The following is an 18,114-nucleotide window of genomic DNA, read 5'->3' as shown; positions in this document are numbered from 1 at the left end:
TAACTCAAATTAGATTTAAATTATAAATTGTAACAAAGATGAAACTCAATACAAGAAATTTTAAGTTATACCAAAAGCAATTTTATTTTCTTTTTTATCCATGTAAATTCTCAGCTTTTTTCCTTTAATTAGTCGACGGTTCAGTATTTCTTCAGCTAAGTGACTTTTTATTTCCTTCTCAATCAGTCTCTCTATCGGGCGTGCCCCCATTTCCTTGCAGTAACCTGTTTGTGCAAGATAGGACTTTACTTCATCTTCTACTAAACAGCTTATACCTTTCTGTATGAGTTGTTTTCTCAGCTCCTGAATGAATTTATCCACAATATACAAAATCACATCCATATTTAAATCAGAAAAGGAAATAACTGCATCAAGACGATTACGAAATTCAGGGCTAAAAACTCGTTTTATTGCTTTTTCGCTATCACTAATGTTAAAATTTTTGTGTCCAAAGCCAATAGAGCTTTTGCTGCGTTCAAACGCTCCCGCATTGGTTGTCATGATCAAGATAACATTGGAAAAGTTAACTTTACGTCCGTAAGTGTCTGTAATGCAACCATAATCCATGATTTGCAGCAATATGTTATAAATATCACTGTGAGCTTTTTCAATTTCATCAAGAAGCACGACACTATATTGATTATTAGAAACAGCTTCTGTAAGCAATCCACCTTGGTCGTAACCTATATATCCAGGAGGAGAGCCGATTATTCTTGATATTGTATGAGGTTCCATATATTCAGACATATCAAAGCGTATGAGATTCATACCCATACTTTTTGCTAACTGTTTTGCAAGTTCAGTTTTACCAACACCAGTTAGTCCTGCAAAAAGATAATTTGCTAGGGGTTTATTGTAATTTCTCAATCCAGATTTAGCAATTTTAATAGAACCGACGAGAGATTCTATTGCTTGCTCTTGACCAAAAATGACCTTTTTGAGGTTGTCTTTTAAAGATTGTACTCTTTGTATATCGTTAAATTCAGACCTACAAGGTGCACCTGTAATTCTAGTGATGGTGTTCTTAATATCTCTACTACTCACAATTTTACGTCTATTTTTTAGTAATCTACAGTATGCTCCTGCTGTATCTAAAATGTTAATGTCTTTACCAGGTGATTTCTGTTCAGGAATACACTCACGTAGAATTTTAACCATAGCCTTAATGGCGCGTCCTGAGTAGTATACTTTGTGGTATTCTTCATAGTAAGGCTTTACGCCATTTACCATTTTTATTGTTTCATTGACAGAAGGCTCTTTCACATTAATTTTTTGAAATCTTCTTGCTAGTGCTTTGTCTTTCTCAAAACTATTGCTGTATTCTTTGTATGTAGTTGCACCTATGCAACGTAATGTACCTCTTGCAAGTGCGGGTTTAAGCAGATTACCAGCATCAAGAAAACTACCACTTGTTGAACCAGCTCCAATGATGGTGTGTATTTCATCAATAAAAAGAATAGCGCCTGGCTTTGCCTCGATTGCTTTCGTTATGGATTTCATTCTTTCTTCAAAGTCGCCCCTATAACGGGTTCCTGCGAGGAGTGCTCCTAAATCTAAAGCATAGATTGTGCTAGACCTGAGTGCATTGGGAACACTGCCTTCGATTATTTTCAACACCAAACCCTCAACTATCGTTGTTTTGCCAACACCTGGGTCTCCAACATATAAAGGATTGTTTTCCCTACGCCTCAATAATATCTCTATAGTGCGACTTAATTCGTAATCGCGACTAACAACGCAATCTATTTTTTTGCTTCTTGCATAATCGTTTAAGTTTTTACAGTAACTTTGTAAAACCTCTTCCTCTTTTAATAACACACCTTTATTTACTGTAGTGGAGATGTTGTTATTTTTATCAAGCTTTACTTTATGATTAGTAGCGCATTCGTCTGTATCGCTCGAGTATTTCATATTAAATATGTGGTAGATTAAGTTAGAATCTTTTACATTTTGCTTTTGTAATAGGTCTTCAATATAGAAATTCTGTTCAGACAGAATTTCTACTAGGACATTTGCTCCATTTATTTCCTTTTTTTCTAAGCTATGAGCCCGTATTATGGACCTATGTATTATGCATTGAAACAGCGAATTAGGCTTAACTTCATTGACAACCAAGTCAGGATTATCTTCAGAAAAACCTTTTTTATAACCATCAGCATTACACCTTGATAAGATGCTGTCTATATTTATGATTTCATCAGCTCTGATGTTACATCTTGATAAAACGTAATTTACATCCACGTCTTTGGTTAACGCTAGCAATAAGTGTTCTACTTTTGCATATTTAAGGTTAAAGTTGGAAGCAATCAGCAGTGCTCTATTTAAACTTGCTTCTAGATTTTTAGAAATCATCTTTTACTCTCTTAAAAATAGGGACTTATATATAATTGATAGCACACAATTATTAAAAAATAGGTATCTCTGCATAACAAACCAGTTTCTATCAGCGTATTGGATTCAATAGAAACGAAAAAATTACTTTACAACCTCCGCCGTTACTTTTATAATGATACTGAAGCTATTATTTATCTTCAATCTGTGCAGATTAAACGACAAAAAACTTAGCATATTTGGCGTCTTATGTTTAATTTTTTGCACTATGTGCACCGTATGTCTTTTTAAAACTTCTGATTTTTTACCTATACAATCTCAAACGCACTTATAAGTCGTTTAAGACATCAAAAACGCCAATGTTATAAGATAGATAGTGAATAACTAGCTACTCGGGTTTTTTTGCCTTTTTTCGCTTGGTAAATTTTTTAATGTTTATAACTAAAGCAATTTTAGGAGTACACAAAAACGTCAGTATTTAAAATAATTGCCTTTTTCTAGTTATGCAAGAAGTCCAATTCCTCTTTTTTTTAGAAAACATTTCCATTAAAAGCACCATGTCAATCAATGTTACAAAAGATTTAATTGTTTACTTTCTTTTTAAATATACATAAAATAAGAATGCGCTATACAAAGTTAGTATATTAGTTGACATTTAAACGCAGTGAGATTCAGTAGTACTGTAGGTTTTATGGTTGTGTTATAATTAATATGGGACTAGTGCGATTCGAACGCACGGACTTCGGATTAGGAATCCAACGCTCTATCCTGCTGAGCTATAGTCCCGTGTTTTCTATTATCTGCACAAAATCATAGCAAGAAATCTCGTACTTTTCTAGATTTCCTGCATCACCAATTTATAATAACAAAAAACATTTCTGTATATTTCTTGAGTATAATGCTATTATATTTAATAATACGGTTTAAATTGATGCTAGTTAACAACATTAGTTATTCTTATAACAGTCAAGACGATTTCGCTTTAAGCAACATAAATATTGAGGTAAAGGGAGGAAATGTCGTATGTCTGCTCGGACACTCGGGTTGCGGCAAGTCAACGATTTTAAAATTAATTGCAGGGATAGAAAATCCAAAATCTGGCACCATTTTTATAAATGATAGGCTAATTGCAAGTAGCCACACATCAATTGCAATAGAGCATAGGAATGTCGGATTGATTTTTCAACATTCTGCTCTATTTCCTCACAAAACAGTAGTAGAGAATATAACTTTTGCTATTCGTAGCTCCTCCAAAAAAGCAAAGTATCTCACTGCATTGGAAATTTTGAAGCTATTAAACATAGAAAAATATGAAAATATGTATCCTAATGCCCTATCGGGAGGGCAGCAACAATTAGTTGCAATAGCAAGAGTAATGGCACAAAATCCTGATGTTGTGTTGCTCGATGAACCATTTTCTAACTTAGATATACTGTCAAAGTGCCGAATAAGAAATCATATATTGTCCCTTTTTAGAAGTAAAAATACCCCCGTGTTAATGGTAACTCACGATCCGCAAGAAGCATTAAAAGTCGCAGATTTTATCTACGTAATGAAAAGCGGTAAAATTATCCAATCAGGAGTTTCCAGTGATATATATCATAGTCCTAAAGATCATACGCTAGCAAAGTTCTTTAGTGAGTTCTTCTCTACTTTGCAATTAGGTGATGAGCTTCCGTTTGATGGTATACTTGCTGCAAGAAAATAATCTAGTTTGCAATTATTATAAAGCAGGACCAAACGCTAAAAAATTTTGATCTATAACTAAATAATGTTATATAATTTATGTGTTACTTGACTTCAGTCAGGTTTCAACTTCTAAAAGTTAACATTTTAAATGGAGGTACAAATGAGCTTAGGACCATGGCAATTGTTTCTAGTCTTAATAATAATCTTAGTTCTGTTTGGTGCAGGTAGGTTACCACAAGTTATGGGTGATCTGGGAAAAGGCATTAAAAACCTTAAACAAGAACTTAAGGACTCAGAAAAACTATCATCTAACGAGCCAGATCGTTAGCGTCTTTATACTTTGTGACACGTACTTCAGTGCGTGTCATCTATTTAAAAACCTGAACTAGCTAAAGAATAGATTGAGATGTCCCGATAATTATGTTAGTTAGAAGAAATAGTTTTGTTAAAGAATGACTATGCAAAAAAGTGAGAAATTAGCCGAAAATAAAAAATTAGCTTCTGATATTCTAAAAGAGGTTGCAGACACCAACAACGCTAATAGTGATAAAGTAACACTGTTTGACATAAAAACAGCTTTGCATGAGCGCGGTTTTGGTATTTTAATGATTATCTTCTCTTTGCCACTATCAGTACCTATACCGGTTCCACCTGGCTATACAACTATACTTTCTATACCTATAATCCTATTCTCGCTGCAGCTTCTGCTTGGATTTGATTATCCTTGGATGCCTCACTGGTTGGAAAGAAAGTCTTTTCAACGTTCAACACTAGCTCTTATGGTAGAAAAAACTTCTCCTGCTTTAAGAAAAATAGAAAAATTCATGAAACCGAGAATGTCTTTCATTTTCTGTGGGCCAGGTGAAAAGATTTTAGCCTTCATAATGTTGCTTTGTGCATTATCGATAGCCATTCCGCTGCCCCTAACTAACTTCATCCCTGCAATTGGTATAACTCTCATTTCACTTGGTGTTATGAGTAGAGATGGGCTTCTCTCTATACTGGGAATCTTAGTGTCTTTGTGCGGATTGCTGCTTACCCTTGTTGTAGTAGTTAAAGGACCGCAGCTCATACTTGGAGCACTTTCTTTTCTAAAAAGTTTTGTATATGGTTAGGCTCTATAACACCTTAACAAAAAAAAAGAGCCTTTTATACCGATCGATAAAGATCACGTAAGAATGTATGTTTGTGGACCAACAGTATATGACACGGCACACATAGGTAATGCACGTTCTGTTGTCGTTTACGACGTATTATTTCAACTGCTTAAATTTTGTTATGGCAAAGTTACTTACGTGCGCAACATAACTGATATTGATGATAAGATAATCAACGCGGCAAATGAGAAAAATAGCAGTATAGAAAGCATCAGCAGATACTACACTATGGCTTTTCATGAAGACATGAAAAGCATAAATTGTGCAGAGCCAACATACAAACCAAAAGCAACGGAAAATATAGATTGTATTATCAAATTAATTGAACATTTGCTGCAATCTGGTCATGCCTATGAATCCAATAAGCATGTATATTTTAGCGTAGAATCTTACTCTGAGTACGGTGCTTTATCAGGGAAAAAAATTGATGAATTGGATCATGGCAACAGAGTTGAGGTTGATGAAAATAAAAAACACCCAGGAGATTTTGTACTGTGGAAGCCTGCAAACGATATTGACTACAAGCTTTCAAGCTACTGGAGTAGCCCGTGGGGAGAAGGAAGGCCAGCGTGGCATATAGAGTGTTCAGCAATGTCACATGCTTACCTTGGTCAAGATTTTGACATTCACGGCGGCGGTATAGATTTACAATTTCCTCATCATGAAAACGAAATTGCGCAGAGTAAATCTGCGTTTGTAGGATCAACATTTGCGAAATATTGGGTACATAATGGTTTTCTTACGGTCAATGAAGAGAAAATGAGCAAGTCCCTATTTAATATAGTCAAGGTAAGGGATCTACTTCATAGCGGAATAAAGGGTGAAGTAATACGTCACGCACTGCTCAAAACTCACTATAGAAAACCACTTGATTGGACAAAAAATGTAATTTCTGAGTCACAAGAAACTCTAAATAAGTTCTACCGGTTATTACGTGATGTCGATGTAGTGAATATTGAGAAAAGTGATGTGGAGGTCTTTAAAGATTTTATAGAGGCTTTGAAAAACGACTTAAATCTTCCTGAGGCCTTAGTCATATTGCATGAAATGGCCGCAAAAATCAACAAAACGAGTAGTGAATATGAGAAGCTCAAATTAACTGAGAGTTTCGTTAAGAGCGCAAGATTTATTGGTCTTCTCAGGTCAAGTTATCAAGAGTGGTTTACTGCTGGCGTGAGTCATCAAGAAATAGAAAGACTAATAGATTTAAGAAGGACAGCAAAACAAAACAAAGATTACGATACTGCAGACAAAATAAGAGAGCAACTAAAACAAATGGGAATCTCAATTTCTGATAACGAAGATGGTACAACGACCTGGTAAACTTATATGGAAAATTATCTTCTGTTGTTCACAGATAACCTAATATCATCGCTGATCTTACCTATATATCAAGGTTTTGTGTTTCATACTATGTTGTATTTTAGGTCGTATTACAGTCCACTATTTATGTTACTTTTTGGAGTATTGGGATCAAGCCTTGGTGGAGTAGTTAATTGGTATTTAGGTAGAATAACGATTTCTATCAGGAAGTTATACTACAAACTAGAGAATGAGCACAAAACACCAAAAATCATAAGAAATCTACTGATCTGTGCAGTTGCACTACTTTCGTGGGTATCAGCACTTGGAAGCACGATTCAAGTTTTATCAGGTTATTTTAAGTTAAACCTCAGTGTTTTTACCTTGTTAACTATCCTATCCAACTTTTTCTACTTGTTATACCTCACAATTACTGTTTAGTAGCTTTTGCCTTACGTTCATCGATGCAGCTACAATTAGTACTTTTATCGTTACATTTTGGCGTTAAGTCAGGATAGAACGTAAGTATTGCATCATTCTTTCTCACAAACACCGATTGATAATTGTCATCTTCCATTTTATATAGGCACATTCCATCCTTCCCCAATGCCTTAAATGCTTTAGTTGCTGAAACTAAAATATCATCAGCATGAAGGTTATATGCATACCCATTTGGGCACTTAACTTTCACTTCTCCATCTTTTCCTAAATATTTCATTCCAAATGTATAAACTGGTGGATCAACTTCTAATTTATTGCACAAAGACTTATCATTCCAAATCGCACCTGCCCATTTATCTTCTTGAGCCTCAACGTACCTACCTACAAAATGCATACCACCAAGCCCCAATCTATCTGGCTCACCACAAAAAATATGTCCAAACCCTATAGTTTCTTTTTCAATTCCGCTATTTGTAAACCAAATCTTAGTTAGTTCATCCTTGAATAACTCCAAGTCTGCACTTGGTGTAATCACTTGATGATCGAGCCTATCATATATTCCTTCTACTACTTCTTGATGCTGTGGACAATCAAGCAAAACTCTGAAATCTTCTTTGTCGGAGTGTGATCCCCAATCTCCACAAACTCTTAACACTCCCCTATCAAAATCAGTCAACTCCGGAAGTGGTGGAATGTAATCTGGCCCCGCAGAATTTGTTTTGAAGAATGGCTCAAAATCAATTCGTGAGTTTGGATCATTGAAGTAATGATCTTTAATATAAAAAACAAATCCTATTACCGGTATTATTAAGCATAAAATTAGCTTATTTTTCTTTGACATAATCACGATACAGCTTCACAAAAAAAAGCTAGAGTACAAGCAACAATTTAAAAAAGCTTTAATCTGACGTTAATTGCAGTGCAGCAACTCCTGGCATTCCGTCGCCACTTAGCCAGCTTAAAAACGCCCCTCCACCAGTTGAAACATACGTAAAATCTTTATCAGTAAGACCTGCGGCATTTATTGCAGATAAACTATCTCCTCCCCCTATCACGCTAGTTAATTTTTCTTCGTGTGTTAAGCCACTTACGATTTTCATCGCCTCTATTGTGCCATTTGCAAAAGTTGAATGTTCAAAGACACCAATAGGTCCATTCCACAGCAGAGTTTTGCTACTTGCTACCATACTGCTTATCGTGCTCAAGGTTTTAGGTCCGATATCCAAGATTACATCATCATCCAAAATAGATTCAGTGTTTCTTAAAATGCCAGTGCTGTAATCAGAGTTTACTGCAACTAAAGCATCTTCAGGCACAACTATTTTACAATTGTTTTTATTTGCTGTTTCAATAACACTATGAAGAAAATCATCAACGCCACTTTGAAAGAAAGATTTGCCGATATTCACTCTATTGAACAACAAAAAATTGTTAGCAATTGCACCGCCAAGAAACAGATAATCGACCTTTTCTGCTAGTTTTATAAGCATTTTTATTTTAGTTGATATTTTAGCTCCCCCAACTATCGCAGTAATAGGTTTAGTATCAAATGATATGGCCTTTTCAAGATACTTTAGCTCATCTTGTAAGCAAAATCCTGCATAGGAAGGCAAAAATTCTGTAATGCGTGAAATAGAAGCGTGTGCTCTGTGAGAGCAAGAAAATGCATCATTTACATATATATCTGCTAGTGATGCTAGTTGTTTAGCAAAATTCGAGTCATTCTGCTCCTCTCCTTTATAAAACCTCAAATTTTCCAGTAATATTACATCTCCTCTGTTCATCTCATTTACTGCTTTTTGCACTTTTTTGCCAATGCAATCATTGACAAACTTTACCTCTTTATTTAATAGCTGCGATAAAGTTTCAACTATATTTTTTAGTGACAAACTATCGTTTTTGGCTTTTGGGCACCCAAAATGTGATATAATAATAACCTTTGCGCTCGCATTCACCAGATGCTGAATAGTATGCAATGCTCTCAAAATACGAGTGACATCATGAACTTTTCCATTTTTTATAGGAACATTAAAGTCGACTCTGAGCAAGACAGTTTTATCGTGAAAATCACAATTTTCTATGCTAGACACATCCATCATAAACTAAGGAGCTATAAAACCACTATACAGTAGTTTGACCTAAAGTAAATCGCTTGTGCGACATCTTTGAAGTTGAGCATTGAAAATTAACTGGAGAATTGCGGATCACTTTGTGTATGTCATAACAAGCCATAGCGCTTTCAGCAAAGCCATTTAGTATCAACTTTAGTTTGCCTGAGTAAGTAGCTATATCTCCGATTGCATATATCCTATCTCTACTGGTTCTGAGTGTAGCCTGGTCAACAACTATACGACTGTGCTCTAACTGTATGTCCCAATTGTTTATTGGACCCAAATTCATTGACAGTCCAAAAAATGGCAGTAAAAAATCACCGGATATTTCTTTTTCTTCTCCAGAAACAATGTTTTTTGCTATCACTGCACTCAATTGCCCATTATTTCCGGCTAGTTCGTGTAATTGATATGGCGTTATAAGTTCTATTTTTTCACTGCTTTCAAGTAATTCCAATTCATTTCTAGTTTTGGCAACACAACGAAATTCCTTTCTTCGATGTATTACATAAATTTTCTTTGCAACTTTAGAGAGTTCTATAATCCAATCAGCCGCAGAATCTCCTCCTCCTGCAATTACTATAGCTTTATCCTGAAAATCAGAAATTTTATTTACGCTATAAAATACGGATTTATTTTCATACTCTAATATATCATTAAGGGGTGGACGATTAGGTTCAAACATTCCATTACCTGCAGCAATGATAACAGCTTTGCATTTCACTTCTATACCTATGTTTGTTATTACAGTAAAGTTTTGACTGTCACTATTCAAAATTTTTTCTACCTTTTGACTTAAGTGGTAAACAGGCTCAAATGGCGAAGCTTGCTCCATTAATTGTTCAATTAGCTTTCGAGCAGTAATTATAGGATAGCCAGGTATATCGTATATCGGTTTTTCTGGGTAAAGAGCAGTGCATTGGCCTCCCGCTTGATCCAAAACATCTATGATATGACATTTCATATCGAGCATTCCCGCTTGAAAAGCAGTGAATATTCCAACAGGTCCTGCACCTATTATTACAATGTCAGTTTCCATGCTTTTCGTTTAGGTAATAACTTATTTATATATTAGTTGGCTTTGTTAACAAGGTCAATTTATGAAACAACAAAAGGATACAGTTGTGAGAATCGGGCAAAATCGCAGATTAAGAAAAAATAAATTTTTATGTAATTAAAATAATATATTAACTTTAATAGTGAGGTAAATATTATGAGTATTAAGAACGATTTAATAATTAAAGCCACGGCAAACAACAATACAGGAACTGTAAAACAGTTGCTTAATCTACTTAAAAAACTATCAAATTCATTTGATATAGGGCAAATTTGTGACAAAAAAGGCAACACTGTATTACACTATGCTACAAAAAATTCCAATTACGAACTGGTAAAATTATTCATTAATAAATATAAAATCAATATGAACTTACAAAATCTATATGGGCAAACTCCATTAACACTCGCAATCGGAAATTTTTCTACAGGAGTGGGTGATGAAAAGAATCTACCTACAACTAATATTTTAACAGGAGGTTTTCTCGTGGAAACGACTTAATGGTTATTGATCTCTTGTTAAAATCGGGAGCAAAATTTGATAGAGCAGAGCATAATTACTTACTAGGTGTCATAGAAGATCAGAAAAATAAGAACGAATATGTATCTTATTGTGAAAAGATAGAAAAGACTTTGAGTTTAATTTCACGTTTAAAAGTACTGAAAAAACAAACTGGCGAGAATGTAAAACGAGGAGAGAAGTATGTAAAATATGAAAATTGTGATTATAATAACAATCTAGAGCATATTTACGATACTCCAGAGTACGGTATTTTAGGATATGATAACAGTAATGATTACATTTCGGAGCATATTTACGAAGAGATAGATGGATTACGTGTTAATAAAGAAGCGCTAAGTAGTAATATGAGTCGTAGTAGCAGTGTATCGAGTATTAACAGTGGCGATACTGGTCTAGTTGGAATAATGATTAAAGTGAATGTCAGACGCTTTCAAACCCTCAATCAGACAATGAAAAAGGAAGCAGAACTCCTGAAAGTGGTTACAGATCTGGCGATGATGCGAGCCAACAGAAGTCCAAAATTGTAGCTTTGCCAAACCGCCAGCCAAATGCAGGAAAGTCATCGATAGCGCCAAAGCCAGCTAATCCACAAACAAGACCTCAAGCTTCTTCTGCAAAAAGGATTACTGAAAACAAAATATCTAATCCTAGTTTTAACAAAGGGCATGGTTTTTCTTCCAATCTAGCGGCAAACAGCATAAAGAAAAAGATAAAAATGTTTGAAAATAACACGTCTTCTAATTCAAGCACTAAAGTGCTTTCAGGTTCTATAAAAAAAGCCATGAATAGAAAGAACTTTCTTCTTAAAACTCTACCGCTTAAGTAACTTGTTTCTTTTTCTCTGGATTCTAGCGCATAATACTAGAATCCAGTTTTTTTAATCCACAGAAACGGGGCTACAAAAAATCGTTAGCTTAAAAAATCAGATGGCGCCTTTGGTTTTTAACATTAGATCGTAAAATAGCTAAAGCTACTATGAGGTTTCTTTGCCTTTTTTTTTGCTTAGTTTAGCAAACATGTGCTTCTTGGTTTGTACCATATCTTCTGTCTACATTGCTTGCAACAGCACCTGTCATATTTTTTCCAACTTCTACATTCTTTAACTCTCTCTTATAGAGATGTGTGATTAATCCACTTCCTGCAATCAAAAGAGTGATGCCTACTAAACCCAAAGCGGGTCCAACAGCAGGATGTAAGAATGATGCTAATGCTATTAACATTATTCTCCTTATTAGCATTATAGAAGAACCAGCAAACATTAAACTAGCCGCAGACATATTGTTAGTCTTTTTCTCAGATTTTTCATCAAGGTTGGAATTTTCTTGCTCTTTGTCTACCTCATGTTCTTTGCTCTTCTTGTACTCACAATATAAGGAATTAACGCTTGCTACAAAGTAAAATAAGCTAGAAATTGAAAAGGCTACATCTTCTATTATCCCTTGATCCAATGCTTCGCTAACTATACTAGCTACAATAACTAATATAGTTAAAGCAGCATCAGCGTAGTTAAGGTAATCATCAACGGTGTAAGGAACATCTCTCTTCTCTTTTTCTGCCACTTCGCCATTTTCAAGATCCTTTAATTCCTGTTCCTTTTGGGCTATCTTCCTGTTATTATAAATTAAGTATAGCGTACAAATAAGAGATAAAACTGTGAAAGGTAATATAGTGTGGCTTAGTGCATCACTTATAACACCAAGCAATACCTGATCGCTGTATGTTTTTGCCAGCTCAATAGCCATCAGCAATGCAAATGGGGCCATTGTTGCCAATGATAAGTATTGTCTATATAGCTCTCTTTTTTTCAGTGTTAATAGTTCTTGTTTGAGCCTTTCTTTTTTGACATCTGGATCAACTTTCGACCAAAAATCATGAGAAAAATCCTCCATTTCATAATCTTTTTTATCTTTTAATCTTTTAAAAGACTTAGTACCAGGGTTATTTGTAAAATTAGTCATATAAACCCAACTAACTTATGGACTAGTATATTATACATGATTTCAATTACTTAGTCAGTTTTATTGAAATTTTAACTATTTGTATATTAATTGTTTCTCAAGGAATTCAGTCAATCTGCTTGATGCCAGCTATAATATAATTATAGCCTGACCACATAGTTATAATGGCTGCAACCCACAGACAAATTGCACCTATATATTGAGTTATTTCGTAGTCGTCGATTATTAGTGACACTACAGCAAGCATCTGCAGAAATGTTTTAATTTTTCCAGCTTTGCTCACAGGTAGGCTAACGTTTATAGCGATCAGAAACTCACGCAAACCCGAAACTAATATCTCACGACAAACGATGACAACCGACGGTATTATCGTGTAATCATTGACCTTATGCTTATAAACCAGCATCATTATTGTTGAAACCACTATTAACTTATCAGCAATTGGATCAAATAGCCTGCCAAATTTTGATTGGACTTTCCACGCGCGTGCTAGGTAACCATCAAAAAAATCTGTAATGCATGCAAATATAAAGATTGATATTGTTATTAAGTTTGCATATTTGTTTTCTATATAAAAACTTAATATTATTGCTGGTACTGCAAGCGCACGAGAGATTGTCAGTAAATTAGGCAAGTTTTTCTTAAACATGCAGTGTAACTTTAGTGCGGTATGGTAAACTTATACAGGAGTAAAGTGCAATTCACAAGCTAATAGTTTGCAATTGAATATTTATAGAAATTCCATATGCTTAAAAATTATGAGCTCAAGATATAATAATGAATGACGATTTAGATCATACTACAAAACAAGAAGCGCTTAAGTATCACAGTGGAGGCAGTAATCCTGGTAAAATATCTATCTTGCCAACAAAGCCCTTATCTACTCAGCATGACTTGTCACTTGCTTATTCCCCTGGAGTTGCAGCTCCATGCCTTGAAATAGCTAAAAACTCTGATCTAGTTTATGCTTATACGGCAAAGAGCAACTGTGTTGCTGTTATTTCAAATGGCACTGCAGTGCTTGGACTCGGCAACATCGGGCCTCTTGCTTCAAAACCTGTTATGGAGGGCAAGGCTGTTTTATTCAAGCGTTTTGCTGATATCGATGCAGTTGACATAGAAGTTGGCACAGAAAATGTGGAAGATTTTATCAACGCAGTAAGATATCTTGGACCAAGTTGGGGAGGGATAAATTTAGAGGATATAAGATCTCCCGATTGTTTCATAATAGAAAAATGTCTAAGTGAATTGATGGACATTCCAGTATTCCACGACGATCAGCATGGAACTGCAGTTGTTGTTGCAGCTGGCATAGAAAATGCTCTTGATATTGCAGGAAAGAAATTAGAAGACGTTAAAATCATCATGAATGGCGCTGGGGCAGCCGGCATTGCATGTTTGGAAATACTGAGGTCAATGGGCGCTAAAAACATAGTGCTGTGTGATAAACAAGGGGTAATATATAGAGGCAGGAAAGAGGACATGAATGAGTGGAAGGAAAAGCATGCAACTGACACCAAAGAACGTTCTCTACTTGATGCAATAAAAGGCACTGACGTATTTATCGGGCTATCTGCAAAGAATGTGCTAAGCGAAGAGATGCTGAAGAGCATGGGTAAAGATCCGATTATTTTTGCTCTTGCTAACCCTGATCCAGAAGTAAGGCCTGAGTTTGCAAAATCCGTAAGACCAGATGCAATAATCGCAACTGGTAGATCAGATTACAACAATCAAGTTAATAATGTAATGGGATTCCCCTATATATTTAGAGGAGCACTTGATGTACACGCGACAACAATAAACAATGAAATGAAAATTGCAGCTGCAGATGCGATAGCAAAGCTTGCTCGCGAGCCAGTACCTGACGAGATATCCACAGCTTATAGTGGGCGTAAAATGAGCTATGGATGTGAATACATAATACCTACTCCATTTGACCCAAGGTTGATTTCGATAGTTTCTCCTGCTGTTGCAAAAACCGCAGTGCATTCAGGCGTTGCAAAAAAAGCAATACAAGATTGGGGTGAATATGAAAATCAATTGAAATCTCGTCTTGCGAGTGCTCTTAGCACGTTGAATTCATTGTCTTCACGATAATTCAGTTGCACAAAGTAATTTTAGATTTATAATAAAAGTATTGTAATTTAAAGTAAGTTAATGGTTATCGCAATTCATGAATTAGAGAAAATCATCAAGCAATCATTTCCAGGTGCTGATATAGAGGTTAATGATCTTGCTGGAGATAATGATCATTATCATTTGAAAATAACCTCCAAGTGCTTTCTTGGAAAGACAAGGATAGAGCAGCATAAAATGGTATATAAGGCATTAGAAGGCCAGTCTATACATGCATTGCAGTTAGAAACTAGTGCTTAAAATTAAGGTGAACTTATGAACAATTTTGAACAAATAAAAAAAGATATAACAGAAAATGATGTGGTGCTCTATATGAAAGGCACTTCTGACTTTCCTCAATGTGGATTTTCTGGACTCGTCGTGTCAATTCTCAAAAACTTGAATGTAAAGTTTAAATGCGTCAACGTGCTAGAAAATGATGAAATACGTCAGTCCATAAAAAAGTTTTCTGATTGCCCAACAATTCCACAGTTATACATAAAGGAAGAGTTTATTGGCGGCTGTGACATCGTTCGCGAGATGTATGAAAAAGGTGAGCTGCAAAGCTTGCTAAAAGAAAAAAAGATTATGGCAGAGTAAGATCATCAGAAGGATGTTATCCCAAAATATTTCCCGGTTCTACTGGCATTTTTTGTGAGTTAAATCACAACGTTCATACGGTCAGTAGACCTAAAGCCATACCTTTTTCCTTTCTCCTGACGCTAAAATCCATATACTTAGTCTTGGAGACTTCGAAATAAGATGCGATCTAATATTAGGCAATTATTTTACTACATAAAGCCCAACCTACATTATTTCATTATAGCTTTTATTGCAGTTTTATTTTCAGCTTTAACAATTCTCCTTTTCGGTAGAGGTTTGAGCAGCATAATTGGTTCTGGCGCAGAACACGATTTTACTACTAAACTAGTAGTTACTATATTTATAGTTTTAGCTGTTTCTCTTACTGCGTTCATTAGATTGTATTTCATTGGCATTGGCAGCGAAAAAGTTATTGCAAAAATAAGATATGACTTATATAGCAATGTTACCGACTTGCAACCAAGTTTCTTTGAGAACACTGGTGTCCAGGATGTCATCTCAGCACTAATTACTGATACCTCTGTGTTGCAATCTATAATAAATAGCAGCCTACTCACCATATTGCGAAATTTTGTAATTTTGATTGGTAGTGTTGCCATGTTGTTGTATACAGATCTGCATCTAACTGCATATGCGGCTGCGATAATACCCATACTACTTATTATCATGACTTCCATTGGGAAAAAAGTGCGCAATCACGCACGCTTTGCCCAGAGTAAGCTGAGTGAGCTTGCATCATTTAGTGAGGAAAATTTCAGATCCATAGTAACCATTAAGTCGTTTGTATTGGAGGAAAGTGAAAAAATCCGTTTTAAGGAACGTCTAAACTCAGTATCAGAATCATACATAAGATTAATACTCTTGCGCGCTATTTTGGTAACTTTGGTTATCTCGTGTGTGATAGGTTCACTGGTCGTTTTAATCTTTTTTGGTATTAAAGAAGTCTTAAGTAATAATATAACTATTGGGGAGCTATCTTCATTTGTATTTTATTCAGCGCTTGCAGCAGTGGCTGTAAATAATCTGAGCGATAATATCAGTGACTTACAACGGGGTCTTGGGATAGTAGAGCGTTTATTTGAATTTAAGAATATGAAAAGCTCTATAGTAGATGCTGATGATCCTGTAAAAATTTGTAGTGTTCAAAAAGGAATTTCGTTTAACGGCATAACGTTTTTTTATGAATCTCGGCCTGGTAAGCCAGCGTTAAGTAACGTATCATTTTCCATAGAGGCGGGCCAAGCAGTGTCAATTGTTGGACCATCTGGCAGTGGTAAGAGCACCATTTTAAAGCTTCTGCTCCGTTTTTATGATCCAAGCAAAGGCAGCATTACTATCGATGGGCATAATATTAGGTCAATTGCACTAAGTAGTCTAAGGTCATTATTTGGTTTAGTGCCGCAAGATCATATGATATTTTCTTGTTCAATAATGGAGAATATATTATATGGCAAACCAGATGCCGGATATGAGGAAGTAAGACGAGCAGCCATCAGTGCTTATGCGATGGAATTTATTGACAAGCTACCTGATAAGTTTGACACATTTGTAGGGAAAAGAGGATTAAAACTTTCCGAAGGACAAAAACAACGTATTATAATAGCGAGAGCCATACTCAAAAATCCCCAAGTCTTGGTGCTGGATGAGGCAACCTCTGCCCTTGATTATAAAAGTGAAAACTTCGTACAAAAAGCACTAAGCAAATTAATGCAAAACAGAACAACGATCATAATCACACACAGGCTATCAACTGCACTAAAAACTGACAAAATTATAGTGATTAATCACGGAGAAATAGAAGAAGTAGGAACTCATCAATCTCTAATAAGCAAAGATGGACTATATGCAAAATTGGTAAAGATACAATAGATATGGATATTATATAAGTAAAAAGAAGAACTAAGTTAGCTGTTATGCTAGATTTGAAATTAAAATTATTAATTTTTTAATCATTTTAACTTATAATAATTTAATATTATTTTTTAAAGGACTGTTATGATTTACACTCATGGTTTTTTACCACAACAACAATGTATGACTTCTCATTTACCAGCACCAGTTTTTCCAGTGCATACACCTTGTACGCCTGCACACATACCTTATGCTGTTAATTTATCTCATAATCATTTTAACTAATGTCATAACTACTATGACGTATATCACAATCCTTGTGATACATTAGGGCTTGTTTACTAAAAGATTGTTTTAAACAACTTATATATGCACGCAGTGCTACTTTAGCACACGTGCTATGTCCCTTCTAAAAGCGTACGGGCATTATTTAAATAATGCCCGTACATCTTTTTGCTTGATAAGGAAGTTCATAAGCAGCAGCTTACTCACATAGCAGTTTTACTAAAATTTATTCCAGCAACACAACTAATACCTACAGTCCTCTTTTGAAATCCCATACCAAATCCCAATGGTAGTAGGATAAATTAAAGATAACGTTTTGTTGGTCAACAATGGTGTTATCCCAGCGCCTCCGTCACCCCACTAGGCCTAGTGGGGTGATCCCATTAGCCCTCTTCTTGTCACCCAAGTAGTTCCTTCTCCCGTCATGCCAGTGCTCTCTTTTTGTCATCCCAGTGCTCCGACGCTGGGATCCAGCATTTCCATAATCATCAAAAACGTCGTATTTTATCATAAAACAGCTACTTTTATACTCACCAACTTAATAAAATTCCTGGATGCCAGTGTCAAGCGCTGGAATGATACCACTTGTTGTAAAAACAAATGTTCGTTCATAAATTGCAACTAGCTATAAATATTTAAGAAATTTACCGAATGAAAAAAAGGCAAAAAAAAGCCCTGGTCAGTATCCGTTC

General features: G+C 35.3%; 17 protein-coding genes, 1 tRNA gene and 1 pseudogene. 12 read left to right on the top strand and 7 right to left on the bottom strand.

All coding sequences use genetic code 11. From position 1 onward, the window contains the following. Positions 1 to 60 precede the first annotated feature (60 nt). Positions 61 to 2,352, bottom strand: coding sequence for an AAA family ATPase (locus tag AB6N09_RS03835; protein ID WP_411131621.1), 2,292 nt, complete (start codon positions 2,350 to 2,352; stop codon positions 61 to 63). A 691-nt stretch (positions 2,353 to 3,043) separates the two neighbouring features. Continuing rightward, positions 3,044 to 3,117 (bottom strand) — tRNA-Arg (locus tag AB6N09_RS03830). A 145-nt stretch (positions 3,118 to 3,262) separates the two neighbouring features. Here AB6N09_RS03830 and AB6N09_RS03825 point away from each other — a divergent pair. The 5 genes and pseudogenes from AB6N09_RS03825 (at position 3,263) to AB6N09_RS03805 (ending at position 6,920) form a co-directional block, all read left to right on the top strand. Next, entirely contained in the window at positions 3,263 to 4,039 is a 777-nt protein-coding gene (locus tag AB6N09_RS03825; protein WP_411131620.1) for an ABC transporter ATP-binding protein, read from the top strand. A 141-nt stretch (positions 4,040 to 4,180) separates the two neighbouring features. Continuing rightward, positions 4,181 to 4,348: a twin-arginine translocase TatA gene (tatA, locus tag AB6N09_RS03820; protein WP_006013840.1), complete on the top strand. Its 168-nt coding sequence runs from the start codon at positions 4,181 to 4,183 to the stop codon at positions 4,346 to 4,348. A gap of 130 nt (positions 4,349 to 4,478) precedes the next feature. Further along, positions 4,479 to 5,135, top strand: coding sequence for an exopolysaccharide biosynthesis protein (locus AB6N09_RS03815; protein ID WP_411131619.1), 657 nt, complete (start codon positions 4,479 to 4,481; stop codon positions 5,133 to 5,135). After that, a pseudogene (gene cysS, locus AB6N09_RS03810) lies at positions 5,128 to 6,500 on the top strand (cysteine--tRNA ligase). The gene AB6N09_RS03815 and the pseudogene cysS overlap by 8 nt, the downstream one beginning before the upstream one ends. Before the next feature lie 6 nt (positions 6,501 to 6,506). Next, positions 6,507 to 6,920, top strand: a complete 414-nt coding sequence (locus AB6N09_RS03805; protein ID WP_411131618.1) for a DedA family protein — start codon at positions 6,507 to 6,509, stop codon at positions 6,918 to 6,920. Here the strand turns inward: AB6N09_RS03805 and AB6N09_RS03800 are convergent. Genes AB6N09_RS03800 through AB6N09_RS03790 form a run of 3 tightly spaced genes read right to left on the bottom strand, consistent with a single transcriptional unit; the run spans position 6,910 to position 10,070 of the window. Further along, positions 6,910 to 7,761: an EndoU domain-containing protein gene (locus AB6N09_RS03800; protein ID WP_411131617.1), complete on the bottom strand. Its 852-nt coding sequence runs from the start codon at positions 7,759 to 7,761 to the stop codon at positions 6,910 to 6,912. The two genes, AB6N09_RS03805 and AB6N09_RS03800, sit on opposite strands and share 11 nt — an antisense overlap. Positions 7,762 to 7,819: 58 nt before the next feature. After that, positions 7,820 to 9,016: a phosphoglycerate kinase gene (locus tag AB6N09_RS03795; RefSeq protein WP_411131632.1), complete on the bottom strand. Its 1,197-nt coding sequence runs from the start codon at positions 9,014 to 9,016 to the stop codon at positions 7,820 to 7,822. A gap of 25 nt (positions 9,017 to 9,041) precedes the next feature. After that, the gene (locus AB6N09_RS03790; protein ID WP_411131616.1) at positions 9,042 to 10,070 is read right to left on the bottom strand and encodes an NAD(P)/FAD-dependent oxidoreductase; all 1,029 of its coding nucleotides are present in this window, start codon (positions 10,068 to 10,070) and stop codon (positions 9,042 to 9,044) included. 174 nt (positions 10,071 to 10,244) lie between these two features. On the opposite strand from AB6N09_RS03790, the gene AB6N09_RS03785 reads away from it, so the two are divergent. From AB6N09_RS03785 to AB6N09_RS03775, 3 genes are read left to right on the top strand one after another with little or no spacing between them, the layout of a single operon-like run. Then, entirely contained in the window at positions 10,245 to 10,589 is a 345-nt protein-coding gene (locus tag AB6N09_RS03785; RefSeq protein WP_411131615.1) for an ankyrin repeat domain-containing protein, read from the top strand. After that, on the top strand, positions 10,589 to 11,137 hold the full coding sequence (locus AB6N09_RS03780; protein ID WP_411131614.1) for a hypothetical protein: 549 nt from the start codon (positions 10,589 to 10,591) through the stop codon (positions 11,135 to 11,137). Before AB6N09_RS03785 ends, AB6N09_RS03780 begins: the two co-directional genes overlap by 1 nt. 2 nt (positions 11,138 to 11,139) lie before the next feature. Next, on the top strand, positions 11,140 to 11,436 hold the full coding sequence (locus AB6N09_RS03775; protein WP_411131613.1) for a hypothetical protein: 297 nt from the start codon (positions 11,140 to 11,142) through the stop codon (positions 11,434 to 11,436). Positions 11,437 to 11,617: 181 nt separating this feature from the next. On the opposite strand, the gene AB6N09_RS03770 is transcribed toward AB6N09_RS03775, so the two are convergent. Together AB6N09_RS03770 and pgsA are read right to left on the bottom strand one after the other, a co-directional pair. Next, a complete protein-coding gene (locus AB6N09_RS03770; RefSeq protein WP_411131612.1) occupies positions 11,618 to 12,568 on the bottom strand; it encodes a hypothetical protein in 951 nt (316 codons plus the stop codon). Positions 12,569 to 12,674: 106 nt separating this feature from the next. Next, positions 12,675 to 13,217 carry a CDP-diacylglycerol--glycerol-3-phosphate 3-phosphatidyltransferase gene (pgsA, locus tag AB6N09_RS03765; RefSeq protein WP_411131611.1) on the bottom strand — a complete coding sequence of 181 codons (543 nt, stop codon included), beginning with the start codon at positions 13,215 to 13,217 and terminating at the stop codon, positions 12,675 to 12,677. A 128-nt stretch (positions 13,218 to 13,345) separates the two neighbouring features. On the opposite strand from pgsA, the gene AB6N09_RS03760 reads away from it, so the two are divergent. The 4 genes from AB6N09_RS03760 (at position 13,346) to AB6N09_RS03745 (ending at position 17,155) form a co-directional block, all read left to right on the top strand. Beyond that, positions 13,346 to 14,665, top strand: coding sequence for a malic enzyme-like NAD(P)-binding protein (locus AB6N09_RS03760; protein WP_411131610.1), 1,320 nt, complete (start codon positions 13,346 to 13,348; stop codon positions 14,663 to 14,665). Positions 14,666 to 14,725: 60 nt separating this feature from the next. Then, positions 14,726 to 14,944 (top strand): BolA/IbaG family iron-sulfur metabolism protein, encoded by a 219-nt coding sequence (locus AB6N09_RS03755; RefSeq protein WP_411131609.1) that lies wholly within the window; start codon positions 14,726 to 14,728, stop codon positions 14,942 to 14,944. A 15-nt stretch (positions 14,945 to 14,959) separates the two neighbouring features. Then, a complete protein-coding gene (gene grxD, locus AB6N09_RS03750; RefSeq protein ID WP_411131608.1) occupies positions 14,960 to 15,283 on the top strand; it encodes a Grx4 family monothiol glutaredoxin in 324 nt (107 codons plus the stop codon). 162 nt (positions 15,284 to 15,445) lie between these two features. Then, entirely contained in the window at positions 15,446 to 17,155 is a 1,710-nt protein-coding gene (locus AB6N09_RS03745) for an ABC transporter ATP-binding protein (RefSeq protein ID WP_411131607.1), read from the top strand. The last annotated feature ends 959 nt before the right edge of the window (positions 17,156 to 18,114 follow it).

This window comes from Wolbachia endosymbiont of Tettigetta isshikii, assembly GCF_041154185.1.
In the GTDB taxonomy this organism is placed as follows: domain Bacteria; phylum Pseudomonadota; class Alphaproteobacteria; order Rickettsiales; family Anaplasmataceae; genus Wolbachia.
Note: the sequence above shows the minus strand (reverse complement) of the source record. Positions and strands in the feature narration are given on the sequence as shown.

Coding starts and splice junctions, on each gene's coding strand:
- AB6N09_RS03835 (WP_411131621.1), bottom strand. CDS start 2,352: ATGATTTCTAAAAATCTAGAAGCAAGTTTAAATAGAGCACTGCTGATT.
- AB6N09_RS03825 (WP_411131620.1), top strand. CDS start 3,263: ATGCTAGTTAACAACATTAGTTATTCTTATAACAGTCAAGACGATTTC.
- tatA (WP_006013840.1), top strand. CDS start 4,181: ATGAGCTTAGGACCATGGCAATTGTTTCTAGTCTTAATAATAATCTTA.
- AB6N09_RS03815 (WP_411131619.1), top strand. CDS start 4,479: ATGCAAAAAAGTGAGAAATTAGCCGAAAATAAAAAATTAGCTTCTGAT.
- AB6N09_RS03805 (WP_411131618.1), top strand. CDS start 6,507: ATGGAAAATTATCTTCTGTTGTTCACAGATAACCTAATATCATCGCTG.
- AB6N09_RS03800 (WP_411131617.1), bottom strand. CDS start 7,761: ATGTCAAAGAAAAATAAGCTAATTTTATGCTTAATAATACCGGTAATA.
- AB6N09_RS03795 (WP_411131632.1), bottom strand. CDS start 9,016: ATGGATGTGTCTAGCATAGAAAATTGTGATTTTCACGATAAAACTGTC.
- AB6N09_RS03790 (WP_411131616.1), bottom strand. CDS start 10,070: ATGGAAACTGACATTGTAATAATAGGTGCAGGACCTGTTGGAATATTC.
- AB6N09_RS03785 (WP_411131615.1), top strand. CDS start 10,245: ATGAGTATTAAGAACGATTTAATAATTAAAGCCACGGCAAACAACAAT.
- AB6N09_RS03780 (WP_411131614.1), top strand. CDS start 10,589: ATGGTTATTGATCTCTTGTTAAAATCGGGAGCAAAATTTGATAGAGCA.
- AB6N09_RS03770 (WP_411131612.1), bottom strand. CDS start 12,568: ATGACTAATTTTACAAATAACCCTGGTACTAAGTCTTTTAAAAGATTA.
- pgsA (WP_411131611.1), bottom strand. CDS start 13,217: ATGTTTAAGAAAAACTTGCCTAATTTACTGACAATCTCTCGTGCGCTT.
- AB6N09_RS03760 (WP_411131610.1), top strand. CDS start 13,346: ATGAATGACGATTTAGATCATACTACAAAACAAGAAGCGCTTAAGTAT.
- AB6N09_RS03755 (WP_411131609.1), top strand. CDS start 14,726: ATGGTTATCGCAATTCATGAATTAGAGAAAATCATCAAGCAATCATTT.
- grxD (WP_411131608.1), top strand. CDS start 14,960: ATGAACAATTTTGAACAAATAAAAAAAGATATAACAGAAAATGATGTG.
- AB6N09_RS03745 (WP_411131607.1), top strand. CDS start 15,446: ATGCGATCTAATATTAGGCAATTATTTTACTACATAAAGCCCAACCTA.